Here is a 17,399-nt window from a genome sequence, read left to right as displayed (position 1 = left end):
GATAATGAATATTTTACATCTTAATACTAATTTTAATCAATCTTCAATATATTCGAACATGTTTAATAGTATGAATAGTTTTTCGAGTTTTTCTGGCAGACTTTATTATCCTGTTCAAAGTAATTCAAAAATTATTGACGATATATCTGAATATGTAGATGTTTCAAAAAGTTTAAAGAAACTTGATAGATTTGTTTATTTTTATAGAAATAAGAAACTTTATAAAGATTTACAAAATATTTATGACTTCAAAAGTTATAATTTAACTCTTGCATACTCGTTATTCTCAAATGGCTACCTAGCATATACCGTCAATAAAAAAGTGGGAATACCATATATCGTAATAGTTCAAAATACAGATATTAATGTTTATTTCAAAAAAATGTTTTTTTTAAGAGGGATTGGAAGAGAAATTCTTAAAGGTGCACATAGGGTTATTTTTATATCTCAACCTTATAAAGAATTTGTTTTAAATAAATATCTTAGTAGCAAAGATAAGAATCTTGTTGAAAACAAATCAAGTATTATCCCTTTTGGCATTGATAATTTTTGGTTTAACAATTTAGCGGAAAAGCCAAAGAGTGTTAGAGAAGATCAAATAAGACTTTTATATGTAGGTAAAATTAATAGGAATAAAAATATTAATTCTACAATTGAAGTTTGTAAGTTGCTTATAAAAGAAGGTTATAAGGTAAAGCTTACAGTGGTAGGAGAAGTGCAAGATAAAAAAATATTTAAAAAGATTTTAAAAGTGCATTTCATCAATTATATTCCCTTCGTGAATAAGAAAAACTTAATAGAAATATATAGAAGTAATGACATATTTATTATGCCTTCAATAAAGGAATCATTTGGATTAGTATATGCTGAAGCAATGAGTCAAGGATTACCTGTTATTTACACTCGAGGTCAAGGATTTGACAAGCATTTTAAGAATGGGACTGTAGGGTATAGTGTGAATTGTTTTAATATCAACGAAATAGCCAAAAAAATAACCCTTATTATTTCTAACTATGAAAGCATATCTGAGAATTGCATAAAGTTAGTGAGTAAATTTAAATGGAGCAACATCATTTCTGAGTATGAGTTAATTATTCAAGAACAATCAGTTTGATAATACTTCCTATATCATTAAAACTAGATATTCTCCAAAGAGGCGCAAACATTCAAGAAAGCTCAAAATTTCTTGTTTGTTATATAGATTAAAACCAATTTTTTAATAGTGATATATCGAAAGGTTGTCGTTGGAAATCAGTTTATATTTGATCGTTTTTTTTAGTATACTCATCTTTACATTTTTAATAACTTTTCCAAAAAAATCTTATGAAAAGGAAAAATTATTTTTCTGGGTTACTTTTACAATTCTTTTTTTAATATCTGCATTAAGAGGACCACAAATAGGTACTGATACAGCGAATTATATTAGAGGATTTAAAAGAATTTCAAATGCTGAATATTCTAATTTTTTTAATGTAGTTCGATGGGAAGAAGGTTATGTTTTATTTAATAAAATAATCTCTATTTTGAGTAATTCTCCACAGATAATAATAATTTTCACATCATTATTAATTCTATCGTGTGTATTTTATTTTATTAATAGAAATTCCAAAAATATAATATTCAGTATTTATATTTTTGTAACTATGTTTTATTACTTTGCATCTTTCAACATAATAAGACAATTTTTAGCTATAGGGATTATTCTCATTGCATATAAATTTATCTTAGAAAGAAGAATAGTTCCATTCGCAGCTTTGATCCTATTTGCTTCTACTTTTCATGGGTTAGCAATTCTTTTTTTACCTGTATATTTCTTATATGGTGTTAAGCTGAATAAATTAAATACAATCATTATTACCTTTGGCGTTACATTTTTTGTGTATTTTTTTGAAAAAATTTTAAATATAATATTTGAATTTTTTCCAAGTTATCAATGGTATGTGGATACGGATTATTTCGAGGGTGGGGGGATATTAACATCTCTTATAAGTGCAAGCATATTGGTATTTGGATTCTTAATCAGACAAATTACTAAAATTAGTAAGGAATACGACTTTTTGTTAATCTTAACCATCTTGTCTCTATTAATAAGTCTACTTTCTATGAAAGTAAGCATTTTAAATAGATTTGATTATTATTTTAGTGTATTTAACATTTTGTTTATTCCTTTAGCAATTAATAGTATTGAAGATAAGAAAACTAGAATAATCATTTATTATGTAGTATATTGTATAGCATTTTTATACTTTTTAGCACGATTAATTGAGGGGTTTCATGGAGTGACACCATATAACTTTTTCTTTAGATATTAATAATATAAATACTGCTATATGCAACATCAGAGAGTGGTTGTTATAAAATAATTATAAATTTTTATTTTATCTTTACATGTAGACATTTCAAGAAAAAATAATAAAAGCATATATATTCTTAAAGATTTAAACCTTTGAAAAATGATTATGAAAGTAATATAAGGAGTTAAAGTATAAAATATTATGATTAAATTATCAATAATAATTCCACATTATAACTCAATAGAATCATTAATGAAATTGCTAAAGACTATTCCTAAATGCAAAGAAATCCAAGTGATTATTGTAGACGACCATAGTAATTCGAGTTGCAAACGTAAATTAGCTGATCTAAAAAAAAGTATTCAGAACAAAAACATTGAGATTTTCAGTAACAAACCGAACAAAAAAAATGCAGGCTCTTGTAGAAATCTAGGGCTAAAAAAAGCAAAGGGTAAATGGGTTTTATTTGCTGACGCGGATGATCTATTTATTGAAGGGTTCTATGATATTATCCTAGAATACATGGACTCTAAGTGGGATGTTGTTTTTTTTAAACCAACTAGTATTGAAGTAGATACTGGTAAAACATCTGATCGACATGTCCCTTTTAAGAACATTATTGACAACCACCTATATAATAAAAATTTGAGTACAGAACTATTCTTGAGATATCGCTTTGTGGTTCCTTGGTCAAAATTACTGAAAAGAAGTTTTTTAGAAGAACACGATATTAAGTTTGATGAGGTAATATCAGCTAACGATGTAATGTTCTCAGCTAATGTTGGTTATCATATGGTCGATTTTAAAGTTTCTGAATCTGTAATCTATTGTGTAACAAAAACAAAAGGTAGTTTAACAATGTTGATAGATGAAAAGATATTTGATGTTAGATTAGAGGTTTTTGTTAACTACTATCAATTTCTGAGAGATTGTCTTAAGAAAGAAGATTTTAAAACACTAAAACTCAGTGGTAGAGGTTATTTAATCAAGTCGCTCAACTTTGGTTTTTTAAAGATGTTAAAAGTTTATTCTCAATTAAAAAGTAAAAAAATAAAAGTCATTGAGTTTAAGTTATTAAATCCAGTATGGTTAATTAAAAAATTATCTAATTTCAAAAAAAAGTTACAAAGCGAGAAAAGATATTATAAAAATAATAATAATAAATAAAGATTATATTCTTTTATTTATAATAAGATGTAGACGGGAGAGAAGTATATGAAGATAACGATAGCTGGCACAGGCTATGTCGGCCTCTCAAACGCTGTACTATTAGCTCAACACAACGAAGTAACCGCAATAGATATCATTCAAGAAAAAGTTGACTTAATTAATAATAATAAATCACCAATTGTAGATCCGGATATCAAGGAGTTTTTATCGAATAAGGACCTTGATCTAAAGGCTACTTCGGATGAACAAGAAGCTTATCAAAATGCAGAGTTTGTTATTATTTCAACACCAACGAACTATGACCCAGAAAAAGATTATTTTGATACATCATCTGTCGAATCAGTAATAGAACGTGTGTTAGATATTAATTCGGATGCTGTTATGGTTATTAAGTCAACCATTCCAGTTGGTTATACAGAATTGTTGAGAGAAAAATATCAAACGAATAATATTATTTTTTCTCCTGAATTTTTACGTGAAGGTAAGGCGTTACATGATAACTTATATCCTTCTAGAATTATTGTTGGTGAACAATCTGAACGAGCGGAGAAGTTTGCGAACCTCTTAGCTGAAGGAGCTATTAAAAAAGATGTACCTACGTTATTTACTCATTCAACGGAAGCTGAGGCAATCAAGCTCTTTGCGAATACTTACCTAGCGATGCGCGTGTCTTTCTTCAATGAACTGGATACATATGCTGAAGTGAATGGTTTAGATAGTCAACAAATTATCCAGGGAATTAGCCATGATCCAAGAATTGGCGATCATTATAACAATCCTTCATTTGGATACGGGGGCTATTGCTTACCGAAAGATACGAAACAGTTATTAGCCAACTATAAAGGTATTCCAAATAGCATGATTTCCGCAATCGTTGAAGCAAATGATAAGAGAAAAGATCATATCTCAAATCAAATTTTAAAACGAAATCCAAAGACAGTCGGTATTTATCGTTTAACGATGAAAACAGGTTCTGATAACTTCCGACAATCAGCCATCCAAGGGGTTATCGAAAGACTTCAATCTCAAAATGTCGAAGTTGTTATTTATGAACCGACATTGGAAGATGATCAGTTTAATGGTATGCGAGTGATTGATGGTTTTGATGCGTTTAAAGATGAATCGGATGTGATTGTCGCAAATCGTTTAGATGAAGAATTGAAAAATGTTTCTGAGAAAGTTTATACGCGTGATGTTTTTAATAGAGATTAATTAATAGGCCCGCCAATTGGTGGGCTGCTTTTTAATATGCTATTCTTTAGATAGAGAAATACGATCGAGGAATACATAACAAGAGAGTGATAAAAATGACATGGAGAAAACTAGCCAACCAATGGCTTGCTTTCGATCAACTTGAAGCTTCATTAAAAAGTGAGTTAGAACAGATACAAACCAACGAGAAAGCTCTTGAAGATGCATTCCACCAACCATTAACTTTCGGAACTGGTGGGATGCGAGGAATCTTAGGTCCAGGAACAAACAGAATGAATATTTACACGGTTCGGAAGGCTGCTAAGGGTTTGGCTCGTTATTTGGAGAGCTTTGGTCAAACGTTTAAAGAACGCGGTGTCGTTGTTGCTTATGATTCCCGCCATATGTCTAAAGAATTTGCGGTAGAGACAGCCCGTGTATTAGGTAAGCATGGAATTAAGACATATGTGTTTACTTCTTTGCGGCCGACGCCTGAGCTATCATTTGCCGTACGATATTTGAAAACCGCTGCTGGTGTGATGATTACAGCAAGTCACAACCCACCGGAATACAACGGCTATAAGGTGTATAACGAAACGGGAGGGCAGCTACCACCAGAGCAAGCAGATTTGATGATTGAAAAAGTGAATGAAATTGAAAACGAACTAACCATTGAAGTGATGGAACAAGAAACGTTGGAAGAGCAAGGGCTTTTGCAATGGATTGATGAAGACTTAGACCAAGCTTATTTGGCTGAGTTAAAATCCATTTCCCTAAATACTGATGTGATTTCCAACCAAGCAGACGAGTTAAATATCGTTTTCACACCACTGCACGGAACAGCGGGCGAGCTTGTCCCTCAAGGATTAAAGCAATTGGGCTTTAATCAAGTTCACTTAGTCGAAGAACAAATGGTTACAGATCCGGAGTTCTCAACAGTCCAATCACCAAACCCAGAGGAGCATCAAGCATTTGAATATGCAATTGGGTTAGGTGAAGAGGTTGGTGCAGATATTTTAATTGCGACGGATCCTGATGCTGATCGGTTAGGTGTGGCGGCGAAAAATGAGGCCGGGAAGTATCAAGTCCTGACAGGGAATCAGTTAGGTGCATTGATGCTTGACTATATCCTTGCGAATACAAAAGAGATTCCGTCCAAGGGCATGATGATCAAAACGATTGTTACCTCTGAACTAGGACGAGCCGTTGCAGAGCACTATGGCATTCAGTCGATGGATGTGTTGACAGGGTTCAAATTCATCAGTGAAAAAATCGAGGAGTTTGAACAGACTGGAAGCCACACGTTTATATTCGGATACGAAGAGAGCTATGGTTATTTAATTAACGACTTTTCACGCGATAAAGACGCGATTCAATCGACGATGATGGCTTGTGAAATGGCAGCCTTTTATAACAACAAAGGCATGACGCTATTTGATGCGCTCGATGAATTGTATGAGCGACATGGCTATCACATCGAAGACCTTCATTCCGTGAAGATGGAAGGCATTGATGGAGCGAAAGAGATTGCGAACTTGATGGAAAGTTTTCGTGAGAACCCAGTCAAGGTAGCCGGCAATATGAAAGCCGAGATAGTTGAGGATTATTCAATTGGGAAGCGCACTTATTTGGCTGACGGTAGAGAGGAAGTGACCAATCTACCAAAGGCGAACGTCCTAAAAGTGAAAATGAGCGATGATTGCTGGTATTGCCTCCGCCCATCCGGTACTGAGCCGAAGATGAAATTTTACTTTGGGGTGCAAGGTGAGACGAGGGAGGAAGCAGACCGTCGTTTGGAACAATTGAAGACAGCTATTTTGGAAAATATTTAATAAATCATTAATGAAGCGAAAAGACGCTGTCTTTTCGCTTTGTCATTATAAAATCTACTTCGGATGTATAGAAAGCTCTTCTGTTTATCAACCTTTCTACAATCAACCACAAGATTCTCATCCAACCAACTAGCGAATAATAATGTCCATTCAAATAATCTCCTATAAAAAAGCATTTACCCACATAAATTTCTGAATCTTAACAATTTCCATCAAATTTCTATTTACAATATTAAAAATATTTGATATAGTAATATCTAACCAATTGAATATCTCTCGGAGATTAAGAGAAGAGAGTGGAATGTAAGCCCTTACACATTTGTGGGGTGGAATTTTCATTCTCTTTTTTAATGTGTGTAGATATTCAAATTTTAGGGAGGAATTTTAATGAGAAAGTTTTTGGTTTTATTATCTTTTGTTTTATTAGTAGGATTACTTGCCGCATGTGCTGGTGATGAATCATCTGGAGAAAGTAGTGGAGATGGCGGTGAAGGTGGAGGATTAGAAGGTGAGATTACATTATATTCACCTGAAACTCCTGATCTGACAGAAGAATTAGCTGCAAAATATGAAGAAATTCATGGTCAAAAAGTAAACGTTCATTATGCAGGTACAAATGTTCTGGTGAACCAGATGTTAGCTGAAAAAGAAAATCCACAAGCTGATGTTTGGTACGGTGGCGGTGGAATCCTGCCGTTTGAGTCAGCAGTTGATCGTGGAATCATTACACCTTTCGTTCCTGAAAGTGCAGAAGATTGGGAAGTCGTTGAAAACGGAATCAAAATGAAACATGAAGACGGTTACTACACAGGTGCTGAACTGTTTGTATTAGGTTTTTCTTATAACACGGATTTAGTTTCTGAAGAAGAAGCTCCAAAAACATGGGAAGATCTTTTAGACCCGAAATGGGAAGGGAAAATTCAGTTTCCAAACCCTGCTGCATCAGGTACAGCAACTCTAATGGTACTTAGCTATATGATGCAACACGGTGAAGAGGAAGGTTGGGAATATTTCCAAAAGCTAGCTCAGCAAGCTAACTCCATTCCGGACTCGGGTTCAGGCCCGACAAAGTCTGCTGCTATGGGTGAAGCTCATATTGCAGTAGGTTTTGACTTTATGGCTTATGACCATAAGGCGAAAGGCGAGACAGTTGATTTTATCGTTCCAGAAAAAACGCCTATTCTTGTTAACCCAATGTCTCTTGTACAAGATGGACCGAACCCAGAAGGCGGAAAGAACTTCATGGAGTTTATGCTAAGTGAAGATGCACAGCAGATTCTAGCGAATTGGCACCACATTCCAATTAATCCGGATGTAGAGTCGAAAACACCACTAAATCTTGATGCGATTAGTGAAAATGCTGTCGATCTAGATATCGATTGGGTAAATGAAAACTACGACCGAATCCGTAACGAATGGCAAAATAACATTAATTAAAGGAAGTTGATAAATATGGGGTCAGTTGAATTAAAGCAACTTAAAAAAGATTTTTCAGGAGTGACTGTACTTCAGAATATCGATTTGGACATTAAAGAGGGCGAGTTTTTCGCCCTTTTGGGTCCATCTGGTTGTGGAAAAACAACAACGATGAGATGTATTGCAGGTTTTGAAACTGCGACAAGCGGAACAATTGAAATCGGTGGAAAAGATGTTGCAAAGTTATCACCAAACGCGAGAAACTGCGGAATGGTGTTTCAAAGTTATGCATTGTTTCCGCATATGAACGTGTTCGATAATGTCGCTTACAGTTTAAACATTAAAGAGTTGAAGAAGAATAATTTATTCAAAAAGTTCGGCGTTTATACGAGAATGCTGAACAGCAAATTAGTTAAGTATCCGAAAGAAATTAAAGAAAAAGTCAATAATATATTGGAGTATGTTGAGCTTTCAGATCATGCATATAAGCTGACAAGTGAGTTATCTGGTGGTCAGCAACAAAGGGTTGCTTTGGCGAGAGCATTAGTCATGGAGCCTGAAGTGTTATTAATGGATGAGCCGTTATCCAATTTGGATTTAAAATTGCGTCATACGATGAGAAATACGATTCGTCGGATTCAACAAGAATTGAAGATTACGACAATATTCGTAACACACGACCAAGAAGAAGCGATGAGTATGGCTGACCGTATTGCTGTAATGAAAGATGGAGAAATACTTCAGGTTGGTACACCAACAGATCTTTACAGTAATCCGAAAACACCTTTCATTGCAGATTTCGTAGGTACTTCTAATATTATACCGGGTACTGTTGTTGCTCGTGAGAATGGTCTAACTACTGTTCGTATTGGTGAGCAGCAAATGATTAAGTCGGCTACACAGACAGAGCAAGATGATGTGAAGGCGATTATTCGTCCTGAAAATTTAACTGTTATTGGTGAAGAAAATGAATCTTTCGACAACACATTTGAAGGTGAAATACTTTTTGCTACATACCTTGGTTCAACTGTTCGGTATGATATTGAAGTCGAAGGACATAAACTGGTTGTCGATACGACGTATGAGTCTGGTAATCAAATCCGACAGGAAGGTTCTAAGATTAAGCTAGGAGTACTGCCTGAGAGGGTGTTACTCATATGAGAGGATTAATAAATAAGATTAATGGGTTAGGCTTTGTTAAATTTTTAATCTACGGTTTTTTCATTCTCTTTTTGATCATTCCTTTATTGTCGGTCTTTCTAGTAAGTTTCACAAACGAGCCAATTAATCTATTTGGTTCATTGGTGAGTGTAGACCAATTTCAGCGAACGGTAGAACAGTTTAAAAACGCGACGCTTGAGAACTATAAATCAATTTTTTCATACGGTCATTACTTTACAGGGCTGAAGAATAGTCTTTATTTATCATTTATCGTATCAATTTTGGTTTTGTTGTTATGTATGCCGATTGCTTACGGAATTGCCCGAACGAAGATGCCGTTTAAGAAGACTATTAGTGCACTATGTACAATTCCGCTAATCTTCCCAACATTCATCTCGGCATATGCGTTCATTATTATGTTTGGCCGTGCAGGTTGGGTGACGTACATTTATCAGCAATTAGGTGGAGAGGGAATGCTCATTGATCCTTATTCCATGACGGGGATTGCGCTTGTTCAAGTCTTCTTCTTCTTCCCATACGCTTTATGGCCTATGGTCGCAGCATTTAAAGTGAGTGATGTTTCGTTAGAAGAAGCATCCAGAAACATGGGTTCGAAAGGTTGGCTGACATTCAGTACAGTAACCTTCCCGCTAGCATTACCTGGAATGTTATCAACAGCTTTGGTCATTTTTGCAGTAAGTTTTTCAGATTTCGGTACACCAATCATACTTGCACCGAGTGATCTGAATTTGATTGTTGTCGATGCATACCGTGAAATCGCTGGTTTCTTTAATTGGGGTAGTGCGGCTATCTTGACCGTTATTATGATTGCGGTAGCCGGTTTCGTTTACTGGTTACAAAACTTCTTACTTAAAGGAAGAAACTATGACACGCTTTCAGGGAAACCGAAACAAGTTAAGTTAAATGAAAACAAAGCATTAACTGTACCTTTATCCATCTTTTCTTGGTTCGTAGTTATCATTCCATTATTGACGTTGGCGACAGTGTTCGTACAGTCCATTGCCAAAACGTGGGGATTAGAGCCTTTACCAACCGGTTATACGCTAGATCATTACCGGACGATTTTCTCTTCTTCGCTCGGTAATATTCAGAACAGTTTACTTTTAGCTGGTGGAGCTTTAGTCCTTAGTGTCGTCGTGGCAAGCTTTGTATCGTACTTTGTTGTACGTCACCGTTCAACAGGACTGGACTTTATGACGACGGTTCCGTTGATTGTACCGGGTATCGCATTCGGTATCGCATTGATTCAGACGTTCAACACAGCACCGTTGCATTTAACAGGCACAGCATTTATTTTAATTGTCGCTTATAGTATCAGGCGTTTGCCTTATATGGTTCGTTCGACGGTTGGAACAATGCGTGCGATTAAGCAAGATATTGAGGAAGCTGCAATTAACTTAGGTGCATCCACTCTAACGGCTGCCATTACAATCATTGGTCCTTTAATGTTACCTGGAATCGCCGCAGGATCTGTTCTTGTTTTCATTACGGTCATCAAGGAAACGAGTATATCGGTATTGATGGCACCACCAGATTGGGCACCGATGAGTTTAGCCATATTCCAAAACGTATTAAGAGCAGAGTATTACTCCGCTGCAGCTATGTCCGTCATTCTGGTTGCCATGGTCCTTGTATTACAAGGTCTTGCAAGCTTGCTTTCGAATAGAAATAAAACATAGTTGAAAGTGGGGAAATACCGATGCAAAAAGGTTTTATATTTGATTTAGATGGCACTGTCTATGTAGATAATAATCTCATAGACGGTGCCGCTAAAACGGTTCAGTATTTAAGGGACCGTGGAGACAAAGTCGTTTTTTTGACAAATAAATCAATTGAAACGATAGATGCCTATGTTGAAAAGTTAAATGGCCTAGGTGTTGAGGTTGAAAAAGAAAACGTTATTAACTCAAATCTCTTAACGGCTAAGTATTTATCTGCTAGATTGAAGTCGGATGAGAAAGTATTGGTAATTGGCGAAAAGCCACTATTTGAGGAGCTACAAAATCAAGGAATCCAAGTAACAGAAGATGACGAAAATGTTCGTTATGTTGTGTTAGGATGGGATCGCCAATTCAATTATGAAAAATTGAATCATGCCTTCCAAGCATGGCGTAATGGAGCAGAGATTGTAGCGACGAATCCAGACAGAACATGTCCGGTAGAAGGTGGACAAATTCCTGATTGCGGCGCGATGATTGGCGCATTGGAAGGGGCAACTGGTGAAACGATTGAAATCATTTTAGGTAAGCCCAATCCTTTTGCAGCCAAGTTAATCGTCGATGAAATCTTACAATTACCACCTGAAAATTGCTATATGATCGGAGACCGTTTGGAAACGGATATTCGAATGGGGAATTCGACAGGAATGCAATCCGTGCTTGTTTTAACTGGAATAACAAAACAAGATATGCTTGATACAGCTTCAGATCAACCGAAATATGTATTAAATAGCATATCGGAAATCAAAGAAATCATTGAAGATCCAAAATCCAAAGCTTTGGATTACCAGCAGAAATAGCTAGTGCACCTGCTTTCAAACCGTCTTCAATTTCTTTTTGTGTACTGATTAATCCACCGGCAATTATTGGCAGGTTTGTTCTTTTTGTTAAACGGTCGATAATGTTCGGCATGAGACCTGGCAATACTTCGATGGCATCTGGTTTCGTAGCTTGAGAAAGCTCGATTCCTTTATTCAATGCATTACCATCGATTAAGAAAACTCGTTGGATTGTCATCAAACCTTTTTCTTTTGCATGTTTGATAAGATGACTTTTCGTTGTGATGATCCCTTTCGGCTTCCAATTGTCTGCAATAAAATCTATAGCACTTCTCGTATTGGCAAGCCCATCTATAAAATCAACATGGATAAATGTATCTTTACCGTGTGCTTTTAATGTGTCCAAATACGTCTTTGTACTCATTAAATCACCAGTCAACAAAAAGACGATGTTGGCGTTTGAATGAATAGCTTTTTCTAAATGCTCTTCTTTTTTTACTGAAGCGATGATCTGTGACTGAACGAGATCGACAATGTTGTCCAAACTATTACACTCCAATCATTTCAATTTAGTGAATATTATATCATATTATTGGATTTTAATAGTTTTTTACAATGAAAAATAGTGATGGCGAGAGATATGGAGAGCCTGCAAAGTACTGCCAAAATCATTTGGCAGCATTCTTTGTGGGCTCTTTTTGTATATTTAGGAGGAATAATAATGTTTTCAAATCTTCAAAGAGCAGCACATATAGAAGAATTAAAAAATGAACAATATGACGTTCTCATCATCGGTGGTGGAATTACGGGAGCAGGGATTGCTTTGGATGCCGCTACGAGAGGGATGAAAACGGCGTTAATTGAAATGCAAGACTTTGCTGCGGGCACATCCAGTCGGTCTACTAAACTAGTACACGGTGGACTTCGATATTTGAAGCAATTCGATATAAAGGTCGTTTCAGAAACAGGGAAAGAACGGGCGATCGTCTATGAGAATGGACCACATGTTACGACACCCCAATGGATGCTTCTTCCGTTTTATAAAGATGGGTCATTTGGTAAACTTATGACATCATTTGGATTACGGTTATATGACTTCCTTGCCAATGTGAAAAAGAGTGAGAGAAGAGTCATGTTTGATCGAGATGAAACCTTGAACAAGGAACCGCTTTTGAAAAAAGACGGTTTAAAAGGTGGAGGTTACTATGTAGAGTATCGGACAGATGATGCTCGACTAACATTAGAAGTCATGAAAGCTGCGGTAGAACACGGGGCGAAGGCAATAAATTATACGAAAGCGAATCAATTACTCTATAATGATGGAAAAATTATTGGGGTATCTGCAAAAGACCAGCTTACGGGAGAAAAATATGAAATCCATGCAAAAAAAGTGATTAATGCGACAGGTCCTTGGGTTGACCAAGTCCGTGATTTGGATCAATCGAAAGACAATAACAATGTCATTTTAACAAAAGGTGTTCATATCGTTTTTGATCAAGAGCGCTTCCTATTAAAGCAATCCATATATTTTGATACCGAAAAAGATAAACGAATGATCTTCGCTATACCAAGAGATAAAAAAGTTTATATTGGTACAACGGATACATTTTATAAAGGCAACTTAGAAGATCCGAATGTAACTGAAGAAGATATTGATTACTTGTTAGAAGCCGTTAATTATATGTTTCCATCGGTTGAAGCTACAAAGAAAGACATTGAATCAACTTGGGCGGGTTTGCGTCCACTCATACTAGAAGAAGGCAAAGACCCATCTGAAATATCGCGAAAAGACGAGATACTTGAATCCGATTCAGGTCTAATATCAATTGCAGGCGGTAAATTAACCGGCTACCGGAAAATGGCGGAAACAATTGTTGATTTGGTGACTAAGAAATTTAACCAAGAGAATATCTCGTTTGGACCATGCAAAACTAAACACCTGCCAATCTCCGGTGGGGAAGTCGGCGGATCACAGAATATGGATCATTTCGTTGAAGCATCAGCGAATGAAGGAATTAAATACGGATTTGCAAGAGAAGATGCTAAACATTTAGCTCGTCTGTATGGATCTAATGTGACTAAAGTTTACGAGTTATATGAACAAAATGCTGAAGTGGCTGAAAAATATGACCTGACTTCCGTTGATTTTGCAGAGCTACTCTACGGTATAGAATACGAAATGGTAGCGACACCGATTGACTTCTTTTATAGAAGAGTATCTACACTGCTTTTTAACATTGACTCTGTAAAGCAAACGAAAGAACAAGTGTGTAAGTATATGGCCGACAGGTTTAATTGGTCGGATGAGTTGAAGAGTAGTTATATGAAGGAGTTGGATGAGGAGATTCGGGTGAGGGTGAACGGGTAATGTAACGGAAGCCACCAGGTGATACTGGTGGCTTAGTTATGTTTAGTACACATTAGTTTTAATCAATTTAGAGATTAGCCTAATTTGGACTAATTTCCTGTGTAACAATATAAGAAAGTACCTTATATTAAGAATTGAACTGTCGTATATTTAATCGTTGGTAAGGCTTATGGGATGTCAGGAGCCTTATTCCCCTTCTACACGATTTTTACATAAAAGTTAGAATATTTCTCAAATAACCTTGCGACTAATACTATTTTCCTATATAATATGGCTGGTTAGTTTTACAAATTTTGAAATTAAGGAGGTTTAATGGTTTATTTATGATTTAAATGGAAAATAAGGGGGAATTAGATGAAGAAGACCAATTTTTTATTTGTATTAGTTGTAAGTATGATTATTGTATTCATTTCGCCACGTTTAAGCGCTGAGCAAGTTAACGATTCTAACGATACATCTGAAGTTATTTTTGCATCATATAATGGAGATATCGTGAATAATAATTTCTTATATGAAAGTGCTACTCCTGATGGAGCTAAAGGTGAGTATGAGAAAGGATTTGAAATCTCATTAGGTATTGCAGATAAAGATTATGATTCATTTGAATATTGGTTTGTGAATATTGATGGAGAGATACAAAGATTTGAAGAACACGATTTACAACTAAAGTTGACTGAAGATCACTATGTAATTGAAGCATTTTTCACTTATAATCCAGATGAACATGAGCAAGAGAATGAACTATTGCCAGTATGGTATTTTGGTGACGATCAAGAATATAGTTTCAACACCATTCAAGAAGCAATCGATGCGGCACCGGAAGGAACAAATATTTATGTACAAGCGGGAACCTACAATGAAAATATTATCATAAACAAAGATGGAATTAGTCTTGATGGTTCAGATGATGATGGCGAGGTAATCATAAAAGCCGATGCATCAGATAAACCTGCAGTAACCATTCAGGCTGACGATGTTTCTTTTTATTCACTAGTTTTCGAAGATTCACCTAAAGCGATCAAGAGTAGTGGACAAACAGACAATATTTTTATAAGTTCCAACCACTTTAGACTAACGGGTGAATTTACGGGAGAAACGTATAATCAAATCAATTTAACGGGTAATTTATTGGATGTTTCTGAATTAAGTTTTGAAGGTTTTGAAAATGTTCAATTCAATAATAATATGGGGGTTCAATTAAAAACTGATAGCCTAAATATGCGAAACAATGAATTCGATGGATTGGATCAAGCAGTTTATTTAGAACCAATAAATCAGAATATTGATTTTTATGATGCCCAAATTTACATATTGGACAATTCATTCAACAATGGAAATATTGGTTTTAAATATGAAAATGAACATGAACTTCAACGCTCACAGTTTTATATTGAAAGGAACCATTTTACTAATCTAAATCAAGGTTTAATTATTAAGGATTCTGACGTAGGTAGTCCATGGGTTACTAATAATAAATTTTTAAATAATAAAAGTGGAATAGTTATTAGTCATTTAAGCGATAAGTATGGAGATTACAATATATCGAATAATGAATTCAAAGATAATCAATTCGGTATTCTAATCGACCATCCTAATACAGAGGAAGAGATTGGGTATTATATTAGTGAAAATAAATTTTTAATAAATGATTTCGCTGTAAAGCTTAACGCTAAGTCGAACACCTGGTACATTCCATTAGGTTTTAACTATTGGGGTTCACCAGAAGGTCCAGGATTTAACCAACAAAATCGGATCTCAGAACAACTTGAAGTGTATGAATATTACATTGATGAAAACTTTGAAAAAACAAATATGACTTCTATATTCTTTAATGCCAACATTCATGGTTTTGTGCATACCCCTCAGTACCTAATGGATGTCGGTCATTATGAATCAATCAGATATCCAGTTCTTAGAGGTGAGGAAGTGATCTTTGTTGCTGAACCTAAAATTGGGTATGAATTTATTGGTTGGGCTGATTCAGAAGGAAATGTGACAAATAAAGATCCTTTTTTGACAGTTAAAGCCGATGAAGATCAAACGTTGTATCCGTTCTTTAAACAATTACCAGAAGAGGAAATAGGGGAGTACCATCAAAGCCCTTCTGAAGAAAATATCAAAGAAGGAAAAGTAGAAGTAGATCTTTCAACCGAACAGGCGAATAAAATAACACAATTAATTTCCAAGAATCTATTAGTTCGGTTACAGAAAAATGAAGGTACCATTAATCTATCGAAAGAAGAAGTTCAACTCGAAATTCCGGCGGAGGTATTTAGTAAAGTTGGATACAAAGATACAGTCAGTGTAACTCTTGAAAAAATTACACCCGAAAAAGATGCTGACAAAGCAATGTCAGATGTTTATTCATTTTCGCTCAAGGGACAAGACGGACAGTCCATTAGTGAGTTTGCCGATACACCGATTAAGCTGAAATTTAAAGTTTATGATCACTTCAAAGGGAACACAGATTTACTAAAAGTTAAGTATTATAACCCTGAAACAGAAAAATGGGAACTAATCGGTGGAGAACACGAAGATGGTTATGTCGTTGCAGAAACCACTCACTTTAGTACATTTGGCGTGTTTGAAGTAACGGCAGAGGAAGTGGAAGAGGAAACAGGAGAATCGGAAGAAGAATCGAATGAAGATACAGATAATGAGCAAACAGGTACAGAAGATGAAAGCACAAGTGGCAGTGACGATGAATCTTCTGAAGAAAATACAGATGACGAATCGATTGAAGAAGGAGCAACTTCAGATGAAGATTCAGTAGAGTCTAATGATGAAGAAGAAACTGCCACTAATAAAAGTAATGAGGAAACTACCGAAGAAGTAACGAAAGAAGTGAAATCGACTAAAAAAGTTGATTCTGATAACGAAGAAAGCGAAACCTCGGTAGAAAAACTTCCTGAAACCGCAACCAACATCTACGGATTTGGCTTGATAGGTCTTGTAATATTACTTGTTGGTGCTGCATTCTTAATCTATTCTCGCAAACGTGCATAATATTTATTTAGAGAGCTTAGCGGCTCTCTAATTTTTTTATGTTTATACTCAATTAGGCCATCTATAAAAGAATTTACAAGCTCAGGTAGTGGAAGCTTATGCGAGAGTGAAAGGACATAGGTTTTGATACATATCACTTGTTTTAGGTTGTTCTTTCCTAATTTGCATGAGAAAGTTGTCCTAATTCTTTTGTCATGTAATAAGAATATAATAAGGACGTCCAAAACAGGGAGGAAATAGTATGGGAAACCTGAAATTAATTATTATGTCGGCATGTATGCTTATCGGTCTTATTTTTTATGTATTGGCAGATTATTCAACGATTCCAATAAGAGGATCTAGTGCTAATGAGATTTCCTCGACAACTGTATTTTGCAAGAGAAAATCTGATAATAATGCAAAAGAAATTCGAGAACTTTGCCAGCCCATTTTTTTATGATGGG

The 17,399-nt window shown here is 35.3% G+C and carries 12 protein-coding genes; 11 read left to right on the top strand and 1 reads right to left on the bottom strand.

Annotated elements, in window-relative coordinates; translation table 11 throughout:
• Positions 1 to 4: 4 nt before the first annotated feature.
• The 9 genes from FPQ13_RS06175 (at position 5) to FPQ13_RS06135 (ending at position 11,603) form a co-directional block, all read left to right on the top strand.
• Positions 5 to 1,114: a glycosyltransferase family 4 protein gene (locus FPQ13_RS06175; RefSeq protein ID WP_186279570.1), complete on the top strand. Its 1,110-nt coding sequence runs from the start codon at positions 5 to 7 to the stop codon at positions 1,112 to 1,114.
• A gap of 130 nt (positions 1,115 to 1,244) precedes the next feature.
• Positions 1,245 to 2,312: an EpsG family protein gene (locus FPQ13_RS06170; RefSeq protein ID WP_186279569.1), complete on the top strand. Its 1,068-nt coding sequence runs from the start codon at positions 1,245 to 1,247 to the stop codon at positions 2,310 to 2,312.
• A 183-nt stretch (positions 2,313 to 2,495) separates the two neighbouring features.
• A complete protein-coding gene (locus FPQ13_RS06165) occupies positions 2,496 to 3,461 on the top strand; it encodes a glycosyltransferase family 2 protein (RefSeq protein WP_144088459.1) in 966 nt (321 codons plus the stop codon).
• Positions 3,462 to 3,509: 48 nt separating this feature from the next.
• On the top strand, positions 3,510 to 4,676 hold the full coding sequence (locus tag FPQ13_RS06160; RefSeq protein ID WP_144088458.1) for a nucleotide sugar dehydrogenase: 1,167 nt from the start codon (positions 3,510 to 3,512) through the stop codon (positions 4,674 to 4,676).
• 95 nt (positions 4,677 to 4,771) lie between these two features.
• Positions 4,772 to 6,487 (top strand): phospho-sugar mutase, encoded by a 1,716-nt coding sequence (locus tag FPQ13_RS06155; RefSeq protein WP_144088457.1) that lies wholly within the window; start codon positions 4,772 to 4,774, stop codon positions 6,485 to 6,487.
• 387 nt (positions 6,488 to 6,874) lie between these two features.
• Positions 6,875 to 7,924, top strand: a complete 1,050-nt coding sequence (locus tag FPQ13_RS06150) for an ABC transporter substrate-binding protein (protein ID WP_144088456.1) — start codon at positions 6,875 to 6,877, stop codon at positions 7,922 to 7,924.
• Positions 7,925 to 7,939: 15 nt separating this feature from the next.
• Positions 7,940 to 9,064 carry an ABC transporter ATP-binding protein gene (locus FPQ13_RS06145; RefSeq protein ID WP_144088455.1) on the top strand — a complete coding sequence of 375 codons (1,125 nt, stop codon included), beginning with the start codon at positions 7,940 to 7,942 and terminating at the stop codon, positions 9,062 to 9,064.
• The gene (locus tag FPQ13_RS06140) at positions 9,061 to 10,764 is read left to right on the top strand and encodes an ABC transporter permease (protein ID WP_144088454.1); all 1,704 of its coding nucleotides are present in this window, start codon (positions 9,061 to 9,063) and stop codon (positions 10,762 to 10,764) included. Before FPQ13_RS06145 ends, FPQ13_RS06140 begins: the two co-directional genes overlap by 4 nt.
• A 20-nt stretch (positions 10,765 to 10,784) precedes the next feature.
• Positions 10,785 to 11,603, top strand: a complete 819-nt coding sequence (locus FPQ13_RS06135; RefSeq protein ID WP_144088453.1) for an HAD-IIA family hydrolase — start codon at positions 10,785 to 10,787, stop codon at positions 11,601 to 11,603.
• On the opposite strand, the gene FPQ13_RS06130 is transcribed toward FPQ13_RS06135, so the two are convergent.
• The gene (locus FPQ13_RS06130; protein WP_144088452.1) at positions 11,557 to 12,126 is read right to left on the bottom strand and encodes a glycerol-3-phosphate responsive antiterminator; all 570 of its coding nucleotides are present in this window, start codon (positions 12,124 to 12,126) and stop codon (positions 11,557 to 11,559) included. The genes FPQ13_RS06135 and FPQ13_RS06130 overlap by 47 nt on opposite strands.
• 177 nt (positions 12,127 to 12,303) lie before the next feature.
• Between FPQ13_RS06130 and FPQ13_RS06125 the strand changes: the two genes are divergently transcribed.
• Together FPQ13_RS06125 and FPQ13_RS06120 are read left to right on the top strand one after the other, a co-directional pair.
• Positions 12,304 to 13,950, top strand: coding sequence for a glycerol-3-phosphate dehydrogenase/oxidase (locus FPQ13_RS06125; RefSeq protein ID WP_144088451.1), 1,647 nt, complete (start codon positions 12,304 to 12,306; stop codon positions 13,948 to 13,950).
• A 354-nt stretch (positions 13,951 to 14,304) separates the two neighbouring features.
• The gene (locus FPQ13_RS06120) at positions 14,305 to 16,956 is read left to right on the top strand and encodes a right-handed parallel beta-helix repeat-containing protein (RefSeq protein ID WP_144088531.1); all 2,652 of its coding nucleotides are present in this window, start codon (positions 14,305 to 14,307) and stop codon (positions 16,954 to 16,956) included.
• Positions 16,957 to 17,399 lie beyond the last annotated feature (443 nt).

This window comes from Allobacillus salarius (assembly GCF_007559425.1).
Taxonomy (GTDB): domain Bacteria; phylum Bacillota; class Bacilli; order Bacillales; family Alkalibacillaceae; genus Allobacillus; species Allobacillus salarius.
This window is presented reverse-complemented; position numbering and strand designations above follow the sequence as displayed.

Excerpts from the sequence above, each read along its gene's own strand:
- FPQ13_RS06175 (WP_186279570.1), top strand. The coding sequence starts at position 5 with ATGAATATTTTACATCTTAATACTAATTTTAATCAATCTTCAATATAT.
- FPQ13_RS06165 (WP_144088459.1), top strand. The coding sequence starts at position 2,496 with ATGATTAAATTATCAATAATAATTCCACATTATAACTCAATAGAATCA.
- FPQ13_RS06160 (WP_144088458.1), top strand. The coding sequence starts at position 3,510 with ATGAAGATAACGATAGCTGGCACAGGCTATGTCGGCCTCTCAAACGCT.
- FPQ13_RS06155 (WP_144088457.1), top strand. The coding sequence starts at position 4,772 with ATGACATGGAGAAAACTAGCCAACCAATGGCTTGCTTTCGATCAACTT.
- FPQ13_RS06150 (WP_144088456.1), top strand. The coding sequence starts at position 6,875 with ATGAGAAAGTTTTTGGTTTTATTATCTTTTGTTTTATTAGTAGGATTA.
- FPQ13_RS06145 (WP_144088455.1), top strand. The coding sequence starts at position 7,940 with ATGGGGTCAGTTGAATTAAAGCAACTTAAAAAAGATTTTTCAGGAGTG.
- FPQ13_RS06140 (WP_144088454.1), top strand. The coding sequence starts at position 9,061 with ATGAGAGGATTAATAAATAAGATTAATGGGTTAGGCTTTGTTAAATTT.
- FPQ13_RS06135 (WP_144088453.1), top strand. The coding sequence starts at position 10,785 with ATGCAAAAAGGTTTTATATTTGATTTAGATGGCACTGTCTATGTAGAT.
- FPQ13_RS06125 (WP_144088451.1), top strand. The coding sequence starts at position 12,304 with ATGTTTTCAAATCTTCAAAGAGCAGCACATATAGAAGAATTAAAAAAT.
- FPQ13_RS06120 (WP_144088531.1), top strand. The coding sequence starts at position 14,305 with ATGAAGAAGACCAATTTTTTATTTGTATTAGTTGTAAGTATGATTATT.